This is a genomic window from Frankia sp. CgMI4, assembly GCF_001756285.1.
Lineage (GTDB): Bacteria > Actinomycetota > Actinomycetes > Frankiales > Frankiaceae > Frankia > Frankia casuarinae.
The window spans coordinates 91,280-111,000 of the sequence record NZ_MAQZ01000061.1 but is presented as its reverse complement, the minus strand read 5'-3'; the positions used below and the strand labels follow the sequence as shown (position 1 = coordinate 111,000).

Annotated in this window: 14 protein-coding genes and 1 pseudogene; 6 read left to right on the top strand and 9 right to left on the bottom strand. The window is 70.7% G+C overall.

What is annotated here, in order from left to right; translation table 11 throughout:
* Positions 1–1,890: 1,890 nt before the first annotated feature.
* The 4 genes and pseudogenes from Manayef4_RS24115 to Manayef4_RS09480 all read right to left on the bottom strand — a co-directional run.
* Positions 1,891–1,992: pseudogene (locus Manayef4_RS24115) on the bottom strand (ABC transporter ATP-binding protein); the annotation flags it as partial.
* Positions 1,993–2,199: 207 nt separating this feature from the next.
* Positions 2,200–2,844: a response regulator transcription factor gene (locus tag Manayef4_RS09490; RefSeq protein ID WP_011434768.1), complete on the bottom strand. Its 645-nt coding sequence runs from the start codon at positions 2,842–2,844 to the stop codon at positions 2,200–2,202.
* Positions 2,841–3,224 carry a signal transduction histidine kinase gene (locus Manayef4_RS09485; RefSeq protein WP_011434769.1) on the bottom strand — a complete coding sequence of 128 codons (384 nt, stop codon included), beginning with the start codon at positions 3,222–3,224 and terminating at the stop codon, positions 2,841–2,843. The genes Manayef4_RS09490 and Manayef4_RS09485 overlap by 4 nt, the downstream gene beginning before the upstream one ends.
* A complete protein-coding gene (locus tag Manayef4_RS09480) occupies positions 3,221–4,114 on the bottom strand; it encodes a histidine kinase (RefSeq protein ID WP_070131346.1) in 894 nt (297 codons plus the stop codon). Before Manayef4_RS09480 ends, Manayef4_RS09485 begins: the two co-directional genes overlap by 4 nt.
* Before the next feature lie 254 nt (positions 4,115–4,368).
* Between Manayef4_RS09480 and Manayef4_RS09475 the strand changes: the two genes are divergently transcribed.
* Entirely contained in the window at positions 4,369–5,007 is a 639-nt protein-coding gene (locus Manayef4_RS09475; RefSeq protein ID WP_011434771.1) for a dTMP kinase, read from the top strand.
* Positions 5,008–5,080: 73 nt separating this feature from the next.
* On the opposite strand, the gene Manayef4_RS09470 is transcribed toward Manayef4_RS09475, so the two are convergent.
* Entirely contained in the window at positions 5,081–6,019 is a 939-nt protein-coding gene (locus tag Manayef4_RS09470; RefSeq protein WP_070131345.1) for an acyl-ACP desaturase, read from the bottom strand.
* A gap of 278 nt (positions 6,020–6,297) precedes the next feature.
* Here Manayef4_RS09470 and Manayef4_RS09465 point away from each other — a divergent pair, with 278 nt between their 5' ends.
* Together Manayef4_RS09465 and Manayef4_RS09460 are read left to right on the top strand one after the other, a co-directional pair.
* Positions 6,298–7,017 (top strand): response regulator transcription factor, encoded by a 720-nt coding sequence (locus Manayef4_RS09465; RefSeq protein ID WP_070131356.1) that lies wholly within the window; start codon positions 6,298–6,300, stop codon positions 7,015–7,017.
* Positions 7,014–8,459, top strand: coding sequence for a HAMP domain-containing sensor histidine kinase (locus tag Manayef4_RS09460; protein WP_070131344.1), 1,446 nt, complete (start codon positions 7,014–7,016; stop codon positions 8,457–8,459). Before Manayef4_RS09465 ends, Manayef4_RS09460 begins: the two co-directional genes overlap by 4 nt.
* Before the next feature lie 147 nt (positions 8,460–8,606).
* Here the strand turns inward: Manayef4_RS09460 and Manayef4_RS09455 are convergent, their stop codons facing one another.
* Positions 8,607–9,773: a WYL domain-containing protein gene (locus tag Manayef4_RS09455; RefSeq protein ID WP_011434777.1), complete on the bottom strand. Its 1,167-nt coding sequence runs from the start codon at positions 9,771–9,773 to the stop codon at positions 8,607–8,609.
* A 97-nt stretch (positions 9,774–9,870) separates the two neighbouring features.
* Here Manayef4_RS09455 and Manayef4_RS09450 point away from each other — a divergent pair, with 97 nt between their 5' ends.
* Positions 9,871–10,356 (top strand): VOC family protein, encoded by a 486-nt coding sequence (locus Manayef4_RS09450; protein WP_070131343.1) that lies wholly within the window; start codon positions 9,871–9,873, stop codon positions 10,354–10,356.
* A gap of 21 nt (positions 10,357–10,377) precedes the next feature.
* Here Manayef4_RS09450 and Manayef4_RS09445 read toward each other — a convergent pair whose 3' ends face one another.
* Positions 10,378–11,532, bottom strand: a complete 1,155-nt coding sequence (locus Manayef4_RS09445) for an amidohydrolase family protein (RefSeq protein WP_083282370.1) — start codon at positions 11,530–11,532, stop codon at positions 10,378–10,380.
* 362 nt (positions 11,533–11,894) lie between these two features.
* On the opposite strand from Manayef4_RS09445, the gene Manayef4_RS09440 reads away from it, so the two are divergent.
* Positions 11,895–13,472 (top strand): glutamine synthetase family protein, encoded by a 1,578-nt coding sequence (locus Manayef4_RS09440; RefSeq protein ID WP_011434780.1) that lies wholly within the window; start codon positions 11,895–11,897, stop codon positions 13,470–13,472.
* Between the two features lie 24 nt (positions 13,473–13,496).
* Here Manayef4_RS09440 and Manayef4_RS09435 read toward each other — a convergent pair whose 3' ends face one another.
* Complete coding sequence (locus Manayef4_RS09435) at positions 13,497–14,681, bottom strand: saccharopine dehydrogenase NADP-binding domain-containing protein (RefSeq protein WP_240724159.1); 1,185 nt, start codon at positions 14,679–14,681, stop codon at positions 13,497–13,499.
* 108 nt (positions 14,682–14,789) lie between these two features.
* On the opposite strand from Manayef4_RS09435, the gene Manayef4_RS09430 reads away from it, so the two are divergent.
* Complete coding sequence (locus Manayef4_RS09430; RefSeq protein WP_070131340.1) at positions 14,790–18,200, top strand: pyruvate carboxylase; 3,411 nt, start codon at positions 14,790–14,792, stop codon at positions 18,198–18,200.
* Here the strand turns inward: Manayef4_RS09430 and Manayef4_RS09425 are convergent.
* Positions 18,184–19,566 carry a bifunctional glycosyltransferase family 2/GtrA family protein gene (locus Manayef4_RS09425; protein ID WP_070131355.1) on the bottom strand — a complete coding sequence of 461 codons (1,383 nt, stop codon included), beginning with the start codon at positions 19,564–19,566 and terminating at the stop codon, positions 18,184–18,186. The genes Manayef4_RS09430 and Manayef4_RS09425 overlap by 17 nt on opposite strands.
* Positions 19,567–19,721: the final 155 nt, after the last annotated feature.

Here is a 19,721-nt window from a genome sequence, read left to right as displayed (position 1 = left end):
GGCAGAACATCACCCACCACGACCATCAGGCCACACCCAGCCCCGAAGGCCGTCACCCCAAAAGATCAACAACGGGACTTCCGAATACGTACGGCCAGTCTGCCGATGAGACCCTCATGGACGCTATACCGGCAGAATTTCCCGGACCCTCCCTCGTGCGACAACTAGTCAATCCGGATTCGTAACAATCGCGCCGTTTCCGATCTAGCTTCGCTGCGCGTCCGACTGGCCGCGACGTCGACCGTTCTCGCCGTACCCGCCCGGAACCTTGAGGACTTCGGGCGGAGGTACGGCGTTGTCCAGTTGCAGGATGCTTACAACCGGTGAAGACTCTCGAAAGTGTGGGACGGCTGATCTCGAATCGTTGCGACCAGGGATATTGTCATGGTCGGAGGTCCATGAAGTCGGCCATCTCGCTAAGGCCACTACTCTTTGCGGTGCGGACGCCGGTAGCATCCAACAATGTGCCGACCAATGAATGCGCCGTCCGTTGATTTCTCAGCCATTCGGGAGCAGACTTTCGGATGCTCACCAGAGTTCTCGTTGCACMMGGGTAATTATGCRTAGAGACCTGCGCTTCGGCCACGGTCAGTAGATGGCGAGACCACCTACCCGAAGACATCTTCTTCGATGGTCGGACGGACCGAGCCAGGTGGAGTGCTAGAGACGGATCGCCACCTATAAGAGTGTTTTCAACGGATGCCGTCTCGACCACAGTCGGCCCGAAAGAGATCCATGCATGCGGCCCGTAATCTATCCTGTCGGTCTCGACCCGAACAGCCGCCATGCGAGCAAGTTGGATCAGTTCGTGCGATGTATCAGGCCGGTTATTTCGGGATGCCGCGCTACTACCTCGAAGAAGCAATGTTCCCCACACCGAGAGATGCTGAGGTGTGGCCTTGGTCATCGAAGGTTCGATGTTTTCGGCAGCGCGTACCGCGATTTCTTCCGCTTCATCGAAGCGCCTTTGTCTTAGTAGATACCATGACAGCACGCCGGTGGYGGTCGCATCTAGGATTTCGCTACCCGCACGGGATGACGTCTCCTTTGCCTTCATCACAGACCAATAGCCGAGGTCTTCGTGTCGAAGGTAGATGAGTACGGCCCCTGCAAGGCGGTACGCCTGAGCCAGATAGCGCAATGCGGTTAGTTCATCGTCGCCGTCATAGTGCGACACTGCTACTTGTGCCGCATCGAGTATCCCKGGCAGCTCTGTAGCGGCGAGCTGATAGCGAGAACTGTTGTAAGCGCGCCCCGCCCGAGCCAAGGTTTTGCCAATTTCGTCTAGCGCGGGTGGTTCGCTGGCGGGGGCAGAATTCAGGCTATCCGACGAAGGCATTAGCGTCTTCCGCAGTGCCCAGAGACTAGGTTCCTGAAGAGAGTCCCGCGGCGCCACAGATTCGCCGTTATCGAAAAGCTCAGAGGTCTTAACGTTCAGACCACGGGCCAACGCATGAAGCGTTTCTATTCGAGCCCCCGCCCGTCGATTCTGCTCTAGCTTTCTGATTACGGCGACGCTGACACCAGAGCGTGCGGCTAGCTCTTCCTGTGAGAGAGAGCGCCTACGCCGTATCTGGGCAATCCTGTCACCAGGCATTATGTCGGGCATGCCGTCACCTCCGATGCGGAGCGTAGCAGAGGCCCGCAAGAATTCCCACCGACTGCTCAGGACGTCCCGCAAGTTCGTAGGCCCGGGATTGACTTTCTGAGGCCCGAAATCGGCCAGACCCCATGACGACTTTCGGAGCCGCGCGAGAGACACGACACATGGCCCCCGGCTCCCGTCATGCTGACGGGCTAGATCCACTGGAGGCTGACTCCCGGTGCTCCGCGCGTAGGGGACCGCCCGGCGGTAGATCAAATAGAGCAATCAGCTACTTCAGTTGCGGGCTTGCCGGCCCCGTTGGGCCCGACGAATCCGGCGACGACCCCCTCGGGAATCGTGAGGTCGAGACCGGTGACGACGGTCCGGCGCCCGTAACGCTTGGTCAGACCCTGGACGTCGACGGCGGCCGGCCGGTCTGTCTCAGGTACCGGCCGGGTGGTGCCGGGCCGGGTGGCGCCGGGTGATGGCGAACCGGGCCCGCCAGTGGTTGTCATCATGGGAATCAGACTGGTGTGGCCGCCCCCTCACGTCGTCCGTCCAGCGGCGGCATCGTCGTACGCAATGTGACGCAGCACCGGGTACGCCCAGCCGGCTCAGACGAGGCCGGCCTGGTGGGCCAGGACGGCGAGCTGGGCCCGGTCCCGCGCCGCCAGTTTCACCATCACCCGGCTCACGTGGGTGCGGGCCGTCGCCGGACTGATCACCAGTCGGGCGGCGATCTCGTCGTTGGACAGCCCGTGGCCGACGAGGCTCATCACCTCGCGTTCCCGCACGGTCAGCCCGCGCAGGTCCGGGGCGGCGACGGCGGCTGGCCGGCGGGCGAAGGTCTCGATGACGAGTCGGGTCACCGTCGGGGAGAGCAGAGACTCGCCCGCGGCGACGACCCGGATCGCTCGCAGCAGGTCGGCGGCCTCGGTGTCCTTGAGCACGAAGCCCGAGGCGCCGCCCCGCAACGCCTCGAAGACGTATTCGTCCAGCTCAAAGGTGGTGACCATGACGACCCGGGTAGCGGCCAGGTCGGGATCCTCGACGATCGTCCGCAGCGCCGCCAGCCCGTCGAGGACCGGCATGCGGATGTCGAGCAGCACGACGTCGGGTCGGGTGGCGCGGACGAGTTCGACCGCGGCCCGACCGTCCTCGGCCTCGCCGACGAGCTCCAGATCGTCCTCGGTCTCGATGAGTACCCGCAGCCCGAGCCGCACCAGCGGCTGGTCGTCGGCCACCGCCACCCGGATCACGAGCGGGTCACCCAGCTGGGGAACGTCCGGCCGCCGCCGGTATGCACCGGAAGCTCGGCCCGGACCTGCCAACCGCCGGCCCGGACCGGTCCGGCGGTGAGGCTTCCGCCGAGCTCCGCGGCCGTGCCCGGCTGGTCGGTGACGTCGACGACGAGCCGGCCGTCGATGATCCCCATGGTGACGCGCACCCGTACTCCGTTCGGCTCCCCGTGCCGGAGCACGTTGGTCAGCGACTCCTGAATGATGCGGTAGGCCGCCAGATCGAGGTCCGCCGGCAGGCCCGTGAGATCCTGGGAGTCTCCCTGCGTGACGAGCTCGACGGGCACCCCGCAGAGCCGGACCTCGCGCAGCAGGCTCGGGAGTCGGCCGAGTCCCGTCAACGGGGTCCTGGGCGGCTCGTCAGGCGCCTCGCGGGCCCTGCCGGTCCCCCCTCCCGGGTATCCGTCGAGGACGCGGCGGCGGCGCTGGTGGTGGCGGCGCTGGCGGCGGCGGTGACGGAGTCCGCGGCCGCCGCCGGGTCCGCCCGCCGGCCGGCCCGGGTGAGCGCCAGGGTGGCCCGCAGCTCGTCCAGCGCGTCGACGCTCGTCCGGCGGATGGCCTCCAGGGCCACCTGGGCCTGCTCGGGACGCCGGTCCAGCACATGCAGCGCCACCGCGGCCTGTAGGGAGATAATGGACCGGCTGTGGCCCACGACGTCGTGGACCTCGCGAGCCATCCGCAGCCGTTCCTGTTCGATCCGGCGGCGGGTCGCCTCCTCCTTGGCCTGCGCAGAGGCGATGCGGTTGAGTCTGATCAGGGCGCCCACGAAGGCGGGGACGGTGCAGGACGCGACCGTCCCGATCATCGTGATGCCGAACTTCCAGCCGCCGTCGGCATATCCCCGCAGTAGCGCGACGACCGAGCCGAGGAAGATCAGCAGAACGCAGACCCCCACGGCTCGGCTCGTCGTCCGCTGGTCGTGGCGCAGCCCGACCGCGAGCCYGGACACGATCACGGGAAAGAAGGCGGGGCCGTGCGGGTAGCCGGTGCCGAGGTAGCCGCCGAGGAGCAGGCTCGTGGCCATCAGCATGGCCAACGGAGCCCGGCGGCGCAGGGGGATGGCGGCGGCCAGCAGGGCGAGCAGCACGTAGGCGAAGGCATCCAACGGCCGGGAGGGGGGCACCTGGTCGGCACCAACCTCCCCGGAACCGCGGAGCAACGCCGCCGCGGTGAACGCGGTGAACAGGAGGTCACCGATCACCGGGAAGATGCCGCGCCTGGCCTCTACCATCTCTCCGACGGTAGCGAGCCGCCGTCGTGCCGACATCCGCCACTGGACGTATCCGGCGTACGGGCCGGGACGCAGCCGGGAGCCGGGACGCAGCCGGGAGGAGGAAGCGCCCGGCCGGTGGTCGACCGGTTTCGACGTGTCCTTGCGATGCCCTTGTTACGGATTGTCTCCTTGTTACGGTTACGCTGCGGCCTGAGGGTGGCCGTCGCGGCCCGAGGGCTCACGACGGCCGGTGGCGGGGAGGTGCCAGGAGGATGATCCTCGCGATCGAAGGCGTTGACGGCGCGGGCAAGAACACGCTGACCGGGCGGCTGGTCGCCCGCCTCACCGCCGCCGGCCGCAGCGTCGCGACGCTCGCCTATCCCCGCTATGCGACCGAGCCCCTCGGCCCGGCGGTGCGTGGCCTGCTGGCCGGCGATCCGCGGCTTGCGCCGCTCGCGGCCTCCCCCCGGGCGAGCGCGATGATGTTCGCGCTCGACCGGGCCAACTCCCGTCCCGAACTCGACGCTCTCGTCCGTACGCACGATCTGATGATCATCGATCGTTACGTGGCGTCGAACGCGGCGTACGGCGCGGCGCGGCTGCCGGCCACCGAGCGGGAGAGCTTTCCCGCCTGGATCGCCGAGCTGGAACTCGGCGCGCTCGCGCTGCCGGTGCCCGATCTCCAGGTCCTGCTGCGGATCCCGGTGGGGACGGCGCGGGCGGGTACGCTCGCCCGCGCCGGGGCCGACCGGGGGCGGGCGCTGGACACCTTCGAATCCGACGACGGGCTGCAGGAGCGGTGCGCGCGGATGTACGAGGAGCTGGCGGCCCGGAGTTGGGTCTCCCCGTGGCTGGTGGTGGACCGGGAGACTGGTGTCGACACGATCTGCGAACACCTCGCCACCCGGTAGGGACGCTACGGACAGTGAGACCATCCCGGGTTTTCCGGGTTTTCCGGGTTATGCAGGTTATGCAGGTTATGCGTTAGGCCGAGGCCAGCGCCTTGGCTCGCCGGGTGGCACGTTCCGTGGTCCGCGCCAGCTTCGCTTCCTGCTGCGTCGCGAGGGCGTCGAGCCCGGTGACGAAGGCGGAGACCTCCTCGCGGGCCTTCTCAGCCTCGCCATTCAGGCCCTCCAGGTCGAAGAACCGCCAGTGACGCAGGACCGGCAACACCACGTCGTCGTGGTGGATGCGCAGGTTGTAGATGCCGGCCCGGGCGATCTGGATCGCCTTGCGGCCGAAGTCACGGATGCCGGTGCCGGGCATCTGGAAGTTGACGAGCTCGTCGCGGATGGCCACCACAGTACGCGAGGGGTCGAGCTCCAGCGCCCCCGCGATCACGTTMCGATAGAAGATCATGTGCAGGTTCTCGTCCGTCGCCACCCGCGTGAGCAGCTTCTCGGCGATCGGTTCCCCGCAGAAACGGCCGGTGTTGCGGTGGCTCACCCGGGTCGCCAGTTCCTGGAAGGAGACGTACACCGTTGCCTCCAGCGGGGACTTGTTCCGGCTGTCGTAGCCCTTGCCCATCTGGTACATGCGGTTGCGTTCGAGGGCGATCGGGTCCACCGCCCGGGTGACCAGGAGGTAGTCGCGCATTGCTATGGAGTGGCGCCCCTCTTCGGCGGTCCACCGGTGCACCCAGCTTCCCCAGGCGCCGTCCTGGCCGAACGCGTCCGCGATCTCTCGGTGGTAGCTGGGCAGGTTGTCCTMGGTCAGCAGGTTGACCTCGAACGCGATCTGCGCGATCTGCGAAAGCTTCGACTRCCCGGGCTCCCAGGGGAGGCTGTCGAAGTCGCKGCCCTCGCCCCAGGGTACGTACTCGTGCGGCATCCATTCGGCAGCGACGCCGAGATGCCGGTTCAGGTTGGCCTCGGCGACGGGCTCCAGATCGCGTATCAGGTCGATGTCCGTGAGTGATTTCATTGGGGAACTGTTCCAGAGGGATCATGTGTTAACCATGTCCCGCGGGTGTGGATTACCGAGCGTGGAACTGTTCCGCCGAGGCAGTCCCGCTGCGGGACCGGGCCTCCTCGCCAGGCCCGGCGAGGAGGCCCGGGCGGACAGTCCCGGCGCGCCCGGTCGGCATCCGGCTCACACCGAACTCTCATGATGCTCGGATGAACTCGATGCGGACGATGCCGGCATCGCCGTTCGCATCGCCGTCCACCCGCCGCATCGAGGTCGCGTCCAGGGAGCCGGACATGTCCACTGCCCCGCGTGTGCTGGTCGTCGACGATGAGCCGAACATCGTCGATCTGCTGCGGATGGCGTTACGTTTCCATGGTTTCGACGTCCTGACCGCGACCACCGGTCGGGCGGCGCTTGAGTTGGCCGTCGCGGCCCGGCCGGATCTGATGATCCTTGATGTGATGCTGCCCGACATCGACGGCTTCGAGATCTGCCGGAGGTTGCGCGCGGACGGGCACCCGGTACCCGTCGTCTACCTGAGCGCGCGCAACGCTCACCGGGACAAGATCGCCGGCCTCACCTACGGCGGCGACGACTACGTCACCAAGCCGTTTGCCGTCGACGAGCTCCTCGCCCGGGTCCGGGCCGTGCTGCGCCGGACGTCACCTCCGCCGGCCGAACCGGCACCCGCGCCGCCGTCCCCGCTGCGGTTCGCCGACGTGGAACTTGACCCGGACGCCCATCTCGTCCGCCGCGCCGGGGAGCCGATCGACCTGTCGCCGACGGAGTTCTCCCTGCTGCGGTACTTCCTGACCAACCCTAACCGGGTGCTGTCCAGGACCCAGATCCTCGACGCGGTGTGGAGCTACGACTACGGGGGCGAGTCGACCATCGTGGACCAGTACGTCAGCTACCTGCGGCGCAAGCTCGGCCGGCACGGCCCGTCCCTCATCCACACCCAGCACGGTTTTGGCTACGTGYTGCGCCTTCCGGTGGYGGGGTCCAACCGGTGACGCTCCGCCTGAAGCTGATGTCCGGCCTGATCGCGCTGACCGCACTGGGACTGGTCATCGTGGGTGGGGCGAGCGTGTTCGCGCTGCGTGCCTACCTGGACGACCGGATCGACCAGCAGCTCACCCGCGCGCGGGTGCTGGGCGGCCTGCCGGCCGCTGTCTATCTGTCCCGGTGGGAGGCGCTGGGCCGGGCCGGGGTGGAGCGGGCCGTGGCRCCGACCGACTACCTGGTGGAGATCCGGCGGACGGACGGGACGGTGCTGCGCATCGCGGGTTCGGTGACTCCCACGCCGCCGGCCACGCCCCTGCTGGACGCCGCCGGGGACCGGGGTGCCACACCGTTCACCGTCATCGCCGACCGGGAGCGGTACCGAGCGGTCGTCCGGGACAGTCCGCGCGGGCCGCGGGTCCTCGTCGCGCTGTCGCTGAAGCCGGTCACGGAGACGGTCCACCGACTGGTGATGATCGAAGTTGCGGTGGGTCTCACGGTGCTTGCCGCGATCGCCGTRCTCGCCTGGGTGTGGCTGACCCGTGGCCTGCGCCCACTGCGTCAGATGATCTCCACCGCGTCGGCGATCGCCGGGGGGGATCTCGACCGGCGGGTGCCGGCGGGGTCGGCCCGTTCGGAGACCGGTCAGCTCGCCACGGCCCTCAACACGATGCTCGGCCAGATCCAGGCCGCGTTCGCCGCCCGGGTCACATCCCAGGAGCAGCTCCGCCGCTTCGCCGCCGACGCCTCCCACGAGCTGCGGACGCCGTTGACCTCGATCCGCGGCTACGCCGATCTGCTGCGCGGCGGAATGGTGACGGCGGTCGACGCGGATGACGCGCTACGCCGGGTCCAGGAGGAGGCCGCCCGAATGAGCACCCTTGTCGACGACCTGCTGTACCTGGCCCACCTCGACGAGCAGCGACCGATGCGGCGGGCCGGGATCGACCTCGCCGGGCTCGTCCGCGACGCCGTCGCCGACCTGCGGGTCGCGGCCCCCGAGCGCCCGGTGAGCGCCGAGCTCCCGGCGAGCTGCGTCGTCCTCGGCGACGAGAACGCGCTGCGCCAGCTCGCCGGCAACCTCCTGACCAACGCCCGCGTCCACACCCCGCCCGAGACGCCGATCGAGGTGTGGCTGCAGGCGCTGCCAGCGGACGCCGCGCCGACCGGCCCCGCCGGCCCCGGGACCCCCGGGGGCGCGGAGCTTCACGTCATCGACCACGGGCCGGGCATGCCACCGGAGGTCGCCGAGCACGTGTTCGACCGCTTCTACCGGGCCGCGGACAGCCGGGCCCGGGGGCATGGTGGCAACGGATTGGGGCTGTCCATCGTCGCGGCGACCGCCGCCGCCCACGGCGGCCGGGTCGAGGTGTCCAGTGCCGTCGGCGCCGGCACGGTCTTCCGGTTCCTGCTGCCGGTGCCGGTGCCGGAGGCGGCATCGTGGAGCCGGTAACGGACATCATCTTCGTGTGCCGTAGTACTACAGTCGTAGTGATCTCTATGTGGTCTCTTTCCGGCGAATCGGTCTTCAGCACTGATACGGCCAGGGAGCAGGCCCGCGCCTATCTGGAGGGCATGCTGTCGCGTACAGAGCGTACAGTCAGGGTGCCGGCAGGTTGTGGTTCCCGGCGACGGGCCTGCGACTTCCGTCGTTGCCCGGCGCCGGTGCGCCGTATAGCGCGGCGAGCGCGCCCACGGCGCGCGTCACCGCCTCGCGTAGCTCCGGGGGGTGGAGCACCTCCAGATCCGGGCCGAGTACGAGCAGCTCGCGCTCGGCGTGCCGGACGGACTCGATCGGCACGACCGCGCGTACCCAGCCGTCCTCCTCCGGTGCGCTCGCCGTCTCCCGGACGGCGCGGGCGACCGCCGGGGGTAGCCGGAAGGGGGCCATCGTCACGCCGGTCGGGGAAAGCCGCACGGTCGCCCGCGTCCGGTAGACCTCGGATTCGTAGCGGGCCGTCCAGCCGGCCCAGTAGGCGCCGAGGTCGAAGCTATGCGGCCGTTCGAACGTCTCGGTGGTCGTCTCAAGGCTGAGGATCTTCGCGACCCGGTACACCCGGGGCAGAGTGGCCGGCCCGCCCGCCGGTTCCGTGCCTCCGCTGCCGTCCGCACTCTCGGTGGCGCCTGCGGCTCGGGTGCCGTCAGGGTCTCGGGTGCTGCCAGCGTCCTCGGCCAGGCCTACGCCCTGGGTGCCGTGTGCGACGTTGGCGACCAGGTACCAGGTGCCGCCTTTGAGGACCACGCCGAGCGGTTCGAGGTGGCGGATGATCTCGCGGGGGGCCCGCCAACGCCGGTAGGTGACCCGGACGCGGCGCTGCTCCCACACCGCCGCTGCCACCTCGGTCAGCAGCGGCGTGTCCTCGGTGGCCCGGAACCAGCCGGGCGCGTCGAGATGGAAGCGCTCCCGCACCCGGCCGGCCCGTTCGCGCAGCTGCTCGGGCAGCGCCGCCATCAGCTTCAGTTCCGCCGCCGCGAGCATCGTGCCGAGCCCCAGCTCGCCGGCGGCCGCCGGCATGCCGGCGAGGAACAGGGAGTCGGCCTCGCCGGAGGTCAACCCGGTCAGCCGGGTGCGGAAGCCGTCGAGCAGCCGGTACCCGCCGGTGGCACCGCGGTCTGCCAGCACCGGAACCCCGGCCTCGGCGAGGGACTCCAGATCCCGGTAGACCGTCCGCACGGAGACCTCGAGCTCGTCGGCGATCTCACGCGCCGTGAGCCGCCCACGGGTCTGCAACAGCAGCAGGACGGAGAGGAGCCGGCTGGCACGCATGCCCGATTCTCCCCGGGCCATACCTGCCAGGAGAAGTCAGGTATGGCTTCGAGGATGGGATCCGACGCATCGACACCGGAACGCGAAGGAGATCGCCATGGCGGGAACGGACCCGGCTCGGGAGACGGGTGTGGACAGGACCGGGGACACGGCCGCTACCGGTGCGGCGGCTGGGTCCGCAAGTGCTGGCTTCGCGAGTGACGCGGCGGTGACCTGGGCCGGACTGATGCTCGACTGTCCGGACGCGAAGGAGCTCGCGACCTTCTACGGCACGTTGACCGGCTGGGGCRTCGCCGGCGCCGACGACGAGGGGGCCTGGGCATACCTCACCCCACCGGGGACCGAGATCATGATCGGTTTCCAGCGGGTGGCGGGCTACCAGCCGCCGCGCTGGCCGGACCAGGACGCCCCGCAGCAGTTCCACCTGGATTTCCGGGTCGCCGGCCTGACGGCCGCCATCGCCCTGGCGGAAGGCCTCGGGGCGAGGCAGGCCGAGTTCCAGCCGGGCGGGGACCGGTGGCGGGTGCTTCTCGACCCGGTCGGTCACCCGTTCTGCCTCTGCCCGCCGGCCGCCGCAGGCTGACCGCCTAGCCGCCCGTGCTGGTCAGGGCGGGTTGTACAGGTTGTAGACGCGGCGGGCGTTGTCCGCGCAGATGAGCCGGGCGACCCGCTTGGCGTCCGCCGCGGTCCAGGCGTCGTCGGCGACGCCCGCCGCGAGGAACGCCGACAGCCCACGCCGGAACAGGACGGCCCCGAGCAGGTACAGCTCGCCGAGCGCGAAGGCGTCGGTGGAGAAGAGGAACTTGCCGAACGGGGCGAGTTCGAGTGCCTGCGCGAGCAGGCCGGCCGAGCCGCGGCCGCARTTGTGGATGGCGAGCCCGAGGTCAAGGTAGATGTTCGGGAACACCTGGGCCAGGTAGCCAGCCTCCCGGTGGAACGGGTAGCAATGCAGCAGCAGCACACTGACCTCGGTCGGTGCTATCGCCCGCAGCAGGCCGGTGAGTAGCAGTGGGTTGCCCCGGCGCAGGTCGATGTCGCTGTCCCCGTATCCGACGTGGATCTGGATGGGGAGCCGCGCGTCGACCCCGCACCAGATGAGGAAGGCATGCAGGGTGGGGTCGGTCAGCCGGATCGGGGCGCCGGCGCGGATCTCGTGGATCCAGCCGCGAGCGGCGGCGGCGACCTCGCGGTCGGTCGGTCGCTGTGCGGGCAGCTCCAGGCCGCCGCGGTAGGCCGCGACCGACTTCACCGCGACCATGGTGGGGCGGGTGGACTCGAGCCGGGCCCGCACGGTGTCGGCGAGGTGGGTCATGCCGATCTGCCCGGTGATGACGTCGACCGCGGCCTGCTCGGCGACCCGCTCCAACCGCACCACGTCCACGCCGCGTCCGCCGGCGAGCTCGGCCAGCTCCGCGGCGCTGGTCAGCGGCTCCGGTTGGAATCCGGCGTCAACGCAGAACGTGGTGATCCCGCAGGCACGCAGCAGCCGCCGGTGCACCTCGGCGTGGCCAAGCTCCGCCCGGCGTTCGAGGTAGTCTTCCGGCGCGGCATGCGCCGGCAGGTCGAGCACCGGCRCGCACCAGCGCCGCAGGGCGAAGCCGATCTGGCTGTCGAACAGCGTCGTCCCCGGTGGTCCGGGGTGTTCCGCCTCAGTGATCATGCTTTCGAATTCCGGGCGAGTCAGATCGCGGCCGACCAGACCATGGCAGTGATGGTCGACGAGCTCGTGATCTACGAACGGTTCCACCGGGCGGCCCACCCATCGATGATCCCCCCTGGAAGGTGGGGTCATGCCTGACCGTACTGGACACACTCGGTCATCCCCAAGTCCACGGCGGCCCTGTGGATAACTTGTGGATTACTCCTGGCTTCCTGGGGACAGTCGTTCCGAAAGTCGATGATGTTGCCGTGTTTTCATCTCTTCTTGCGTCGGCGGCAACTGTGGACAACGCTCGGAGCGCTTGTTATGAACAGCTGGCTTCTCCTTCGATCCGGCCGAATTTTGTCGCTCTCCGTAACATCGCGGGAGAGTGAGGCGCCGCCGTGCCGTGCGCCCCGCCCGGCGTCCGGCAGGCGTACGCGCGACCATGGGGACAGGGGAGACCCGTGGGGAAGGTGAGGATGAACGAGCCTGCGTTGGACGAGTTCGCCCCTCGGATCATCGCCGGAGAGGATCGTAGGCGTGATCGGCTCGCCTCGGCGGCCCGGCATGCGGCGACGAACCTGGAGGTACGCGGCGTCGTCTGTGTTGCGGTGACCTACGTCGACAACAGCGGCATCACTCGGATGAAGGGGGTGCCGATCGGCCGACTCGACGCGGCGGCGGTGTGGGGCGTCGGCGTGTCGCCGGTGTTCGACGTGTTCGGCGCCGATGACTCGATCACGACAGGGCGCTACGCCGGGGGTCCCGTCGGGGATCTGCGGCTGCATCCCGACCTGGACCGGCTGACACCCCTCGCCGCCCAGCCCGGCTGGGCCTGGGCCCCCGCCGACCGTCGCGACCAGGACGGCCGACCGCACCCGCAGGACGGCCGGGAACTCGTCCGCCTCCAGACGGCCCTGCTCGCCGAGCACGGCCTGACGGCGATGATGGCGTTCGAGGTCGAATGGGCCGTTTCCCCGGCCGGTTCCGACGAGTTCGCCCCGGCCGCTTCCGGGCCGGCGTACGGGATGATCAGGGTGGCCGAACTCGGTGACTACCTGCGGGATGTGGTCACCGCGCTCACCGAGGAGGGGCTGGTCGTCGAGCAGATCCATCCCGAGTACGCGGCCGGTCAGTTCGAGGTGTCCGTCGCCGCGCAGGATCCCCTCGGCGCCGCCGACACATGCGTGCTGGTCAAGGAGACGGTGCGCGGCGTCAGCAGGCGCCATGGCCTGCGCGTCTCGTTCGCCCCCAAGGTTCTCGTCGACAACGTGGGCAACGGCGGCCACGTGCATCTGAGCCTGTGGAGCGACGATCCCGACCGGCCGCCGGCCCCGCCCCGGCCCACGGCCTCGGGCGGAGGCCCGGGCGGGGCGAACTCCGGCGGCCCGTACCCGGACGGCCCGTACCCGGACGGCCCGTACCCAGGTGGCCTGGCCCGGACCGGTGGGGGCTCCGCCCGCCCGGGCCGGATCAACCTCATGGCGGGTGGCAACGGGCCGCTCGGACTGACCGCTGCCGGGGAGGCATTCGCCGCCGGGATCCTCGGCCGGCTGCCGGCGCTGATGGCTCTCGGCGCCCCGAGCGTCGCCTCCTACCTGCGACTGGTGCCATCGACGTGGGCGGGTGTCCACGCCTGCTGGGGTCGGGAGAACCGGGAGGCCGCATTGCGTATGATCCCCGGGCCGCCGGCCGCGGTCGGCCAGGCGGCGAACCTGGAGGTGAAATCCTTCGACCTCACCGCGAATCCTTACCTTCTGGTGGCCGGTCTGCTGGCCGCCGGGCAGGCGGGGCTAGCGGCGGCGGCCACGTTGCCGGAGCCGGTGGACGTTGACCCGGCCTCGCTCGACCCCGCCGAACGGGCCCGCCGCGGCATCCGGCGCCTGCCCACCAGCCTGGGCGAGGCGGTCGCCGCCTTCGAGGTCGACGAGGTGTTGCACCGCGCCCTGGGACGGGAGCTGCACGACACGGTCGCCGCCGTCCGGCGCGCGGAGATTGACCGGTTCGCCGAGGCCGCCCCGGCCGCCGTCGTCGCGGCGACCCGCTGGCGGTACTGACCTGCCGGCGGTGCTGACCGGGTATCAGCCCACCCGGCGCAGTCCGGCCGCGGCGGCGGCCCGCTCCAGGTCCTCGACGCCGAAGGCGTCGACCGGGCCAAGCGCGCCGGCGCGGGCGACGGTGCCCGCGGCGAGATGTCCCGCCATCCATGCCATGATCCGAGCGGTGAAGGCATAGGGGTCGCGACCTTCCAGCCGCACGGTGGCGAGTTCCCGGCCGGCGGCGTCCCGGGCGAGCGCGAACACCTGCGCCCCGGCGCGGGCCCGCGCCGCCCGGTCCGGTCCGCGGCCGGTCGTCCGCAGGGCGGACCGGGCGGCGGCGGCCAGCAGCGCCCGGCTCGGCGGGAAACGACGCAGCCCGGACAGGGGGAACGACAGTGCCTGCCCCACGCGGATGCCGCGGTCGACGCCGCCGATGTACGTCGCGACGTCGGTCAGCGCCGGTGCGAGCCGGGGCAGGGTGAACGGCTCCCCTCCCGACCACAGCACCGCCGGGTGTCCCCGCCTGCCGCCCGACCCGCCGGTGACCTTGCCGGACGACCGGAAGGACCGCACCTCGCGGGCGAGCGGGCGCTCGACCAGGACGCCGCCGCGCAGCACGATGACGGGCTCGGTCAGCGCGGCCAGCAGGGTCGCCCGCGTTCCGCTGCTCATCCCGAGAGCGCCCATGACGAGGTAGCCGACGTCGAGGCGGCGGGCTTCGCCGCCGGCCGCCTGCAGGGCCAGTGCTCCGGCGAGGTTGCCGGGGACGAAGTCGAAGCCGGCGCCGGGGATCAACGCCGCCCCGGACGCCGCCGCTCGCGGGCCGACCTCGGTGAAGACGTGCCGCAGGAACGCGCCCTCCCCGGAACAGTCCAGGTAGTGCGCGCCGACCGCGGCCGCCGCCGCCACGACCGGTCGCCCGAACCGGCGGAACGGGCCCACCGTGGAGACGAGCACGTCCCCGGTGCCGAGCCCGAGCAGGCGGGCCAGCGACGCGCCGTCGGCCGCGTCAACCACGTCGGCCGCGTCAACCACGTCGGCCGCGTCAACCACGTCGGCCGCGTCAGCCACGGTGGTCTCCAGGCCGTCGTAGGCGGCGGCGAGGGCACGGACCCTGGTCTCCGTGCGGCCGGCGAGGACAGGTCGGTGCCCGGCAGCCACGAGTTCCGCGGTCACCAGCCGGCCGGTGTAACCGGTCGCGCCGAACACTACGATACGGGCCGTCATGGGTCCCGACGTTATGCCCATCTGTCGAAGGTGGCCCTTGAGACGTTACTTTGGCACGTAGGGGCCTGCACACCCCACAATGATGCGCACCCGTCCGAGGAGGYGCGTGTGCGTAAGGTACTGGTTGCAAATCGTAGCGAGATCGCCGTCCGTGTTTTCCGAGCCGCTCAGGAACTGGGCCTGCGCACGGTGGCGGTCTACAYGCCCGAAGACGTTTCCGCGCTGCACCGGACAAAGGCGTCCGAGGCCTACGAGATCGGTGGCCCCGGGCACCCGGTGCGCGGATACCTGGACATCGATGCCCTGCTCACCGTGGCCAAGCAGGCGGAGGCCGACGCGCTGCACCCCGGCTACGGCTTCCTGTCGGAGTCGGCGGTGCTCGCCGATGCGTGCGCCACCGCCGGCGTCACCTTCGTCGGACCGCCCCCGGCGGTCCTGCGGCTGACCGGAGACAAGGTCGCCGCCCGGGACGCCGCGCTGGCCGCCGGGCTGCCGGTGCTGCGCGCCTCGGTGCCGCTGCCGGAGGGCGCCGGGGCGCTCGCCGCCGCCGAGGAGGTCGGCTTCCCGCTGTTCGTCAAGGCCTCCGCCGGTGGTGGGGGGCGCGGCCTGCGGCGGGTGGAACGCCCCGCCGACCTCGCCGACGCGGTGGCGAGCGCGTCCCGGGAGGCCGCCGCCGCCTTCGGGGACGGCACGATCTTCCTGGAGCAGGCGGTGGACCGGCCGCGCCACATCGAGGTCCAGATCCTGGCCGACGCCTACGGCAACATCATCCATCTGTACGAGCGGGACTGCTCGGTGCAGCGCCGGCACCAGAAGGTCGTGGAGATCGCCCCGGCGCCGCAGCTCGACGAGGCGGTCCGGGCGAGCATCTGCGCCGACGCGGTGCGGTTCGCCCGGCATGTCGGCTATGTCAATGCGGGCACGGTCGAGTTTCTTCTCGGCGCCGACGACCGGTACACGTTCATGGAGATGAATCCCCGGATCCAGGTCGAGCACACGGTCACCGAGGAGGTCACCGGGGTTGATCTGGTCGCGGCGCAGCTGCGGATCGCTGATGGGGAGAGCCTGGCCGGCCTCAACCTCACCCAGGAGCAGATCGTCCTGCGCAGCACCGCCATCCAGTGCCGGGTCACCACCGAGGATCCCTCGGATGGCTTCCGGCCCGACATCGGGACGATCAGCTTCTACCAGTCACCCGGCGGTCCGGGGGTGCGCCTCGACGGCGCCACGTACCCGGGGGCCGAAGTCAGCCCGTACTTCGACTCGTTGCTGGTGAAGCTGACGACCCGGGGTAACACGCTGGAGAAGGCGGCGCGGCGCGCCCGGCGGGCGCTGAACGAGTTCCGGGTCCGCGGGGTGCGCACGAACATCGACTTCCTGGTGCGGCTCCTCGCTGACCCCGGCTTCCTCGCCGGCGGGGTGAGCACGTCGTTCATCGATGAACGGCCGGAGCTGCTCGCTCCCGGCAAGGGGGCGGACCCGACCARCCGGCTGCTGGCTCGCCTCGCCGAGAGCACGGTGAACGGATTYCCGCGCCCGGCGGTCGCCCTGACCGACCCCCGGGAGTTGCTGCCGCCCGCGCCCGCGCAGGTGGCGGCGTCCGGCGGCACGGCGTCCGGCGGCACGCAGCCGCCGGCGGGATCCCGGCAGCTGCTGACGGAGCTCGGGCCGGCGGGCTGGGCGGCGTGGCTGCGCGCCCAGGAGGCGCTGGCCGTCACCGACACCACCCTGCGTGACGCCCACCAGTCGCTGCTGGCCACGAGGCTGCGCAGCTTCGACATCCTGGCGGCCGCCCCGTCGTACGCCGCGCTGACGCCGAACCTGCTGAGCCTGGAGGCCTGGGGCGGGGCGACCTACGATGTCGCGCTGCGCTTTCTCGCGGAGGATCCGTGGGAGCGGCTCGCCGCGCTGCGCCAGGCCGCGCCGAACATCTGCCTGCAGATGCTGCTGCGGGGGCGCAACGCGGTCGGGTACACCCCCTACCCGGACGACGTCGTCCGGGCGTTCGTCGCCGAGGCCGCGGCGACCGGCGTCGACATCTTCCGGATCTTCGATGCGCTGAACGACATCGAGCAGATGCGCCCGGCGATCGAGGCGGTGCTCGGTACCGGGGCGATCGCCGAAGGGACGCTCTGCTACACCGGTGACCTCTCCGACCCGGCGGAGCGGATCTACACCCTCGACTACTACCTGCGCCTCGCCGAAGAGCTCGTCGAGACGGGTGTGCATGTGCTTGCCGTGAAGGACATGGCGGGACTGCTGCGCCCGGCGGCGGYGGCCACGCTGGTGACGGCCCTGCGGGAGCGTTTCGACCGGCCCGTCCACCTGCATACCCACGACACCGCGGGCGGCCAGCTCGCCACCCTGCTCGCGGCGTCCGCGGCCGGGGTGGACGCGGTGGACGCCGCCGCCGCGCCGATGTCCGGCGGCACCAGCCAGGTCAACATGTCCGCGCTGGTGGCGGCGACCGACCACACTCCCCGGGCGACCGGCATCGCGCTGTCCGCGCTGTCCGCGATGGAGCCGTACTGGGAGGCTGTGCGCGACCTCTACGCCCCGTTCGAGGCGGGGCTGCGGGCCCCGACCGGGGCCGTGTACCGGCACGAGATTCCCGGCGGCCAGCTGACGAACCTGCGTCAGCAGGCGATCGCGCTGGGACTGGGGGACCGGTGGGCCGAGGTCACCGAGTGCTACGCGATCGCCAACGAGCTGCTCGRCAAGCCCATCAAGGTGACGCCGACCARCAAGGTCGTCGGTGACCTGGCTCTGTTCATCGCCGGCGGATCCGTCGACGTGGACCGGTTGCGTGCGCATCCCGAGGAGTTCGACCTGCCGGCCAGCGTGCTCGGCTACCTCGCGGGTGAACTCGGCACGCCGCCGGCAGGCTTCGCCGAACCGTTCCGGGAACGGGCGCTGGCCGGGCGCCGTCCGTCGCCGCCGTCCGTCGACCTCGACGCGGCGGACGCCGACGAGCTCTCCTTCCCGGGGGCCCGGCGGGTGGCCCTGTCCAGGCTGCTCTTCCCCGGCCCGTGGAAGGACTATCTGCGGGCGGTGGACGCCTACGGGGACTCCTCCGTGGTCCCGACCGACGGCTTTTTGTACGGGCTGCGGCCTGGCGTTCCGCTCACCGTCACCCTGGAGCCCGGGGTAGAGATCATCGTGGAGCTGGAGACGCTCTCCGAACCGGACGACTCCGCGATGCGCACCCTGTACCTGCGGGTCAACGGCCAGCMCCGGCCGGTGCGGGTCCGGGACGCGTCCATCACGGCCACCACCACGGCGGCCCGTCGGGCGGACGCCGCCGATCCGAACCAGGTGGGCGCCGGGCTGCCGGGCATCGTCACGTTCAGCGTCGCGGTGGGCGACACGGTGACGAAGGGCCAGCGGCTGGCGGTGGTGGAGGCGATGAAGATGGAGGCCGCGGTGACCAGCCCGGTGGGCGGGACCGTCGTGGAGCTCGTCCGCTCCAGCGGCGACTCCGTCGAGGTCGGCGACCTGCTGCTTACTCTGCGTTCCTGATCTCGCCGGTCGGGGCCCGCCTCCGCGGGGGTGTCGTGGCCGGGGGCATCCCGGCCACGTTCCTCGCCTCCCGGTCCGGGCGGAAAACCCAGGCGCGTAGCAGAAGGAACCGGATGACCGTGGAGGCCAGGTTCGCCAGCACCAGCACGGAGAGTTCGAGGCCGCGGCCGGGGTTCGTGCTCGCCGCGTGCAGGAGCGCGAGCGAACCGCTGGTCAGGCCGAGGCCGACGGCGAACACCACCAGGCCCTGCAGATGGTGGCGACCGGCGCGCCGCGGACCGGTGAGACCGAAGGTCAGCCGCCGGTTCGCCGCGGTGTTCGCGACCGCCGTGAGAAGCAGCGACAGCRGGTTCGCGATCTGCGCCCCGGTGACTGTCCGCAGCAGGACGAAGAGCACCAGATAGGACAGCGTGCTGGCGACCCCGATCGCGGCGAATCGCAGGAGCTGACCGGCGAGTCCCTTCGGTACCCCCGGGACCTCGACGACCTTGCCCTCCTCGGCGTGGCCGGCGGTGAGCGGACCTCGGCCGAACTCCTGGTGCAGCTTGGCGAGCGGCAGCTTTCCGCTGCCGAACGCCCGCAAGAGGCGGACCACACCCTTCAGGTCGGCGATGGCCGTGGCGAGGACGTCGACGCGGCTGTCCGGATCATCGATCCAGTCGACCGGGACCTCGTGGATGCGCATCCCGGCCCGTTCGGCCAGGACGAGCAGTTCGGTGTCGAAGAACCAGCCGCTATCCTCCACCAGGGGTAGCAGGCCCGCCGCGGCGTCGGCGCGGATCGCCTTGAAGCCGCACTGCGCGTCGGAGAACCGGGCCGCCAGGGTCCTGCGGAGGATCAGGTTGTAGCAGCGGGAGATCACCTCCCGGCGCGGTCCCCGCACGACCCGGGAGGCGGGGGAGAGCCGGGTGCCGATAGCGAGATCCGAGTGGCCGCTGATGAGCGGAGCCACCAGGGGCAGCAGCGCGGCGAGGTCGGTCGACAGGTCGACGTCCATGTAGGCGAGCACCGGTGCGGGCGAGAGGCCCCAGGCCGCCCGCAGTGCCCGGCCGCGGCCCTTGGCCTCGAGGTGGATCGCGGCGACCTCGGGGAGCTCCTTCTCCAACGCCTGGGCGATGGCCAGGGTGCCGTCGGTGCTGGCGTTGTCGGCGATCGTGATCTGAAAGGGGTACGGGAACGTCCCGGTCAGGTGGGCGTACAGCCGTCGGACGCAGGGGGCGAGGTCGTTCTCCTCGTTGTACACGGGGATGACGACGTCCAGCACCGGGCGCGGACGGCCGCCGTCCGGCCCGAGCCACCCGGGCTGATGATGTTGAACGGGAATGCTCTCTCCGGTGCTCCCGGTCGTCTCGAAGGTCCCGGTCATCACGGTCATCCCGGAGRTCACGGTCGTCCCGGAGGTCTCGGTCGTCCCGGAGATCACGGTCGTCGAGGAAGGCATCCGTGTCATCGTCATGCTCTCCACCCTCGGTTCGGGAGCTGTGCCGCTCGTGTGCCGATGCTGTGCGCCTGCTGTGAGCG

Bases quoted from the DNA above. Each gene is read 5' to 3' on its own strand.
- Manayef4_RS09475 (WP_011434771.1), top strand. From the start codon at position 4,369: ATGATCCTCGCGATCGAAGGCGTTGACGGCGCGGGCAAGAACACGCTG.
- Manayef4_RS09455 (WP_011434777.1), bottom strand. From the start codon at position 9,773: ATGCGTGCCAGCCGGCTCCTCTCCGTCCTGCTGCTGTTGCAGACCCGT.
- Manayef4_RS09440 (WP_011434780.1), top strand. From the start codon at position 11,895: ATGAACGAGCCTGCGTTGGACGAGTTCGCCCCTCGGATCATCGCCGGA.
- Manayef4_RS09435 (WP_240724159.1), bottom strand. From the start codon at position 14,681: ATGACGGCCCGTATCGTAGTGTTCGGCGCGACCGGTTACACCGGCCGG.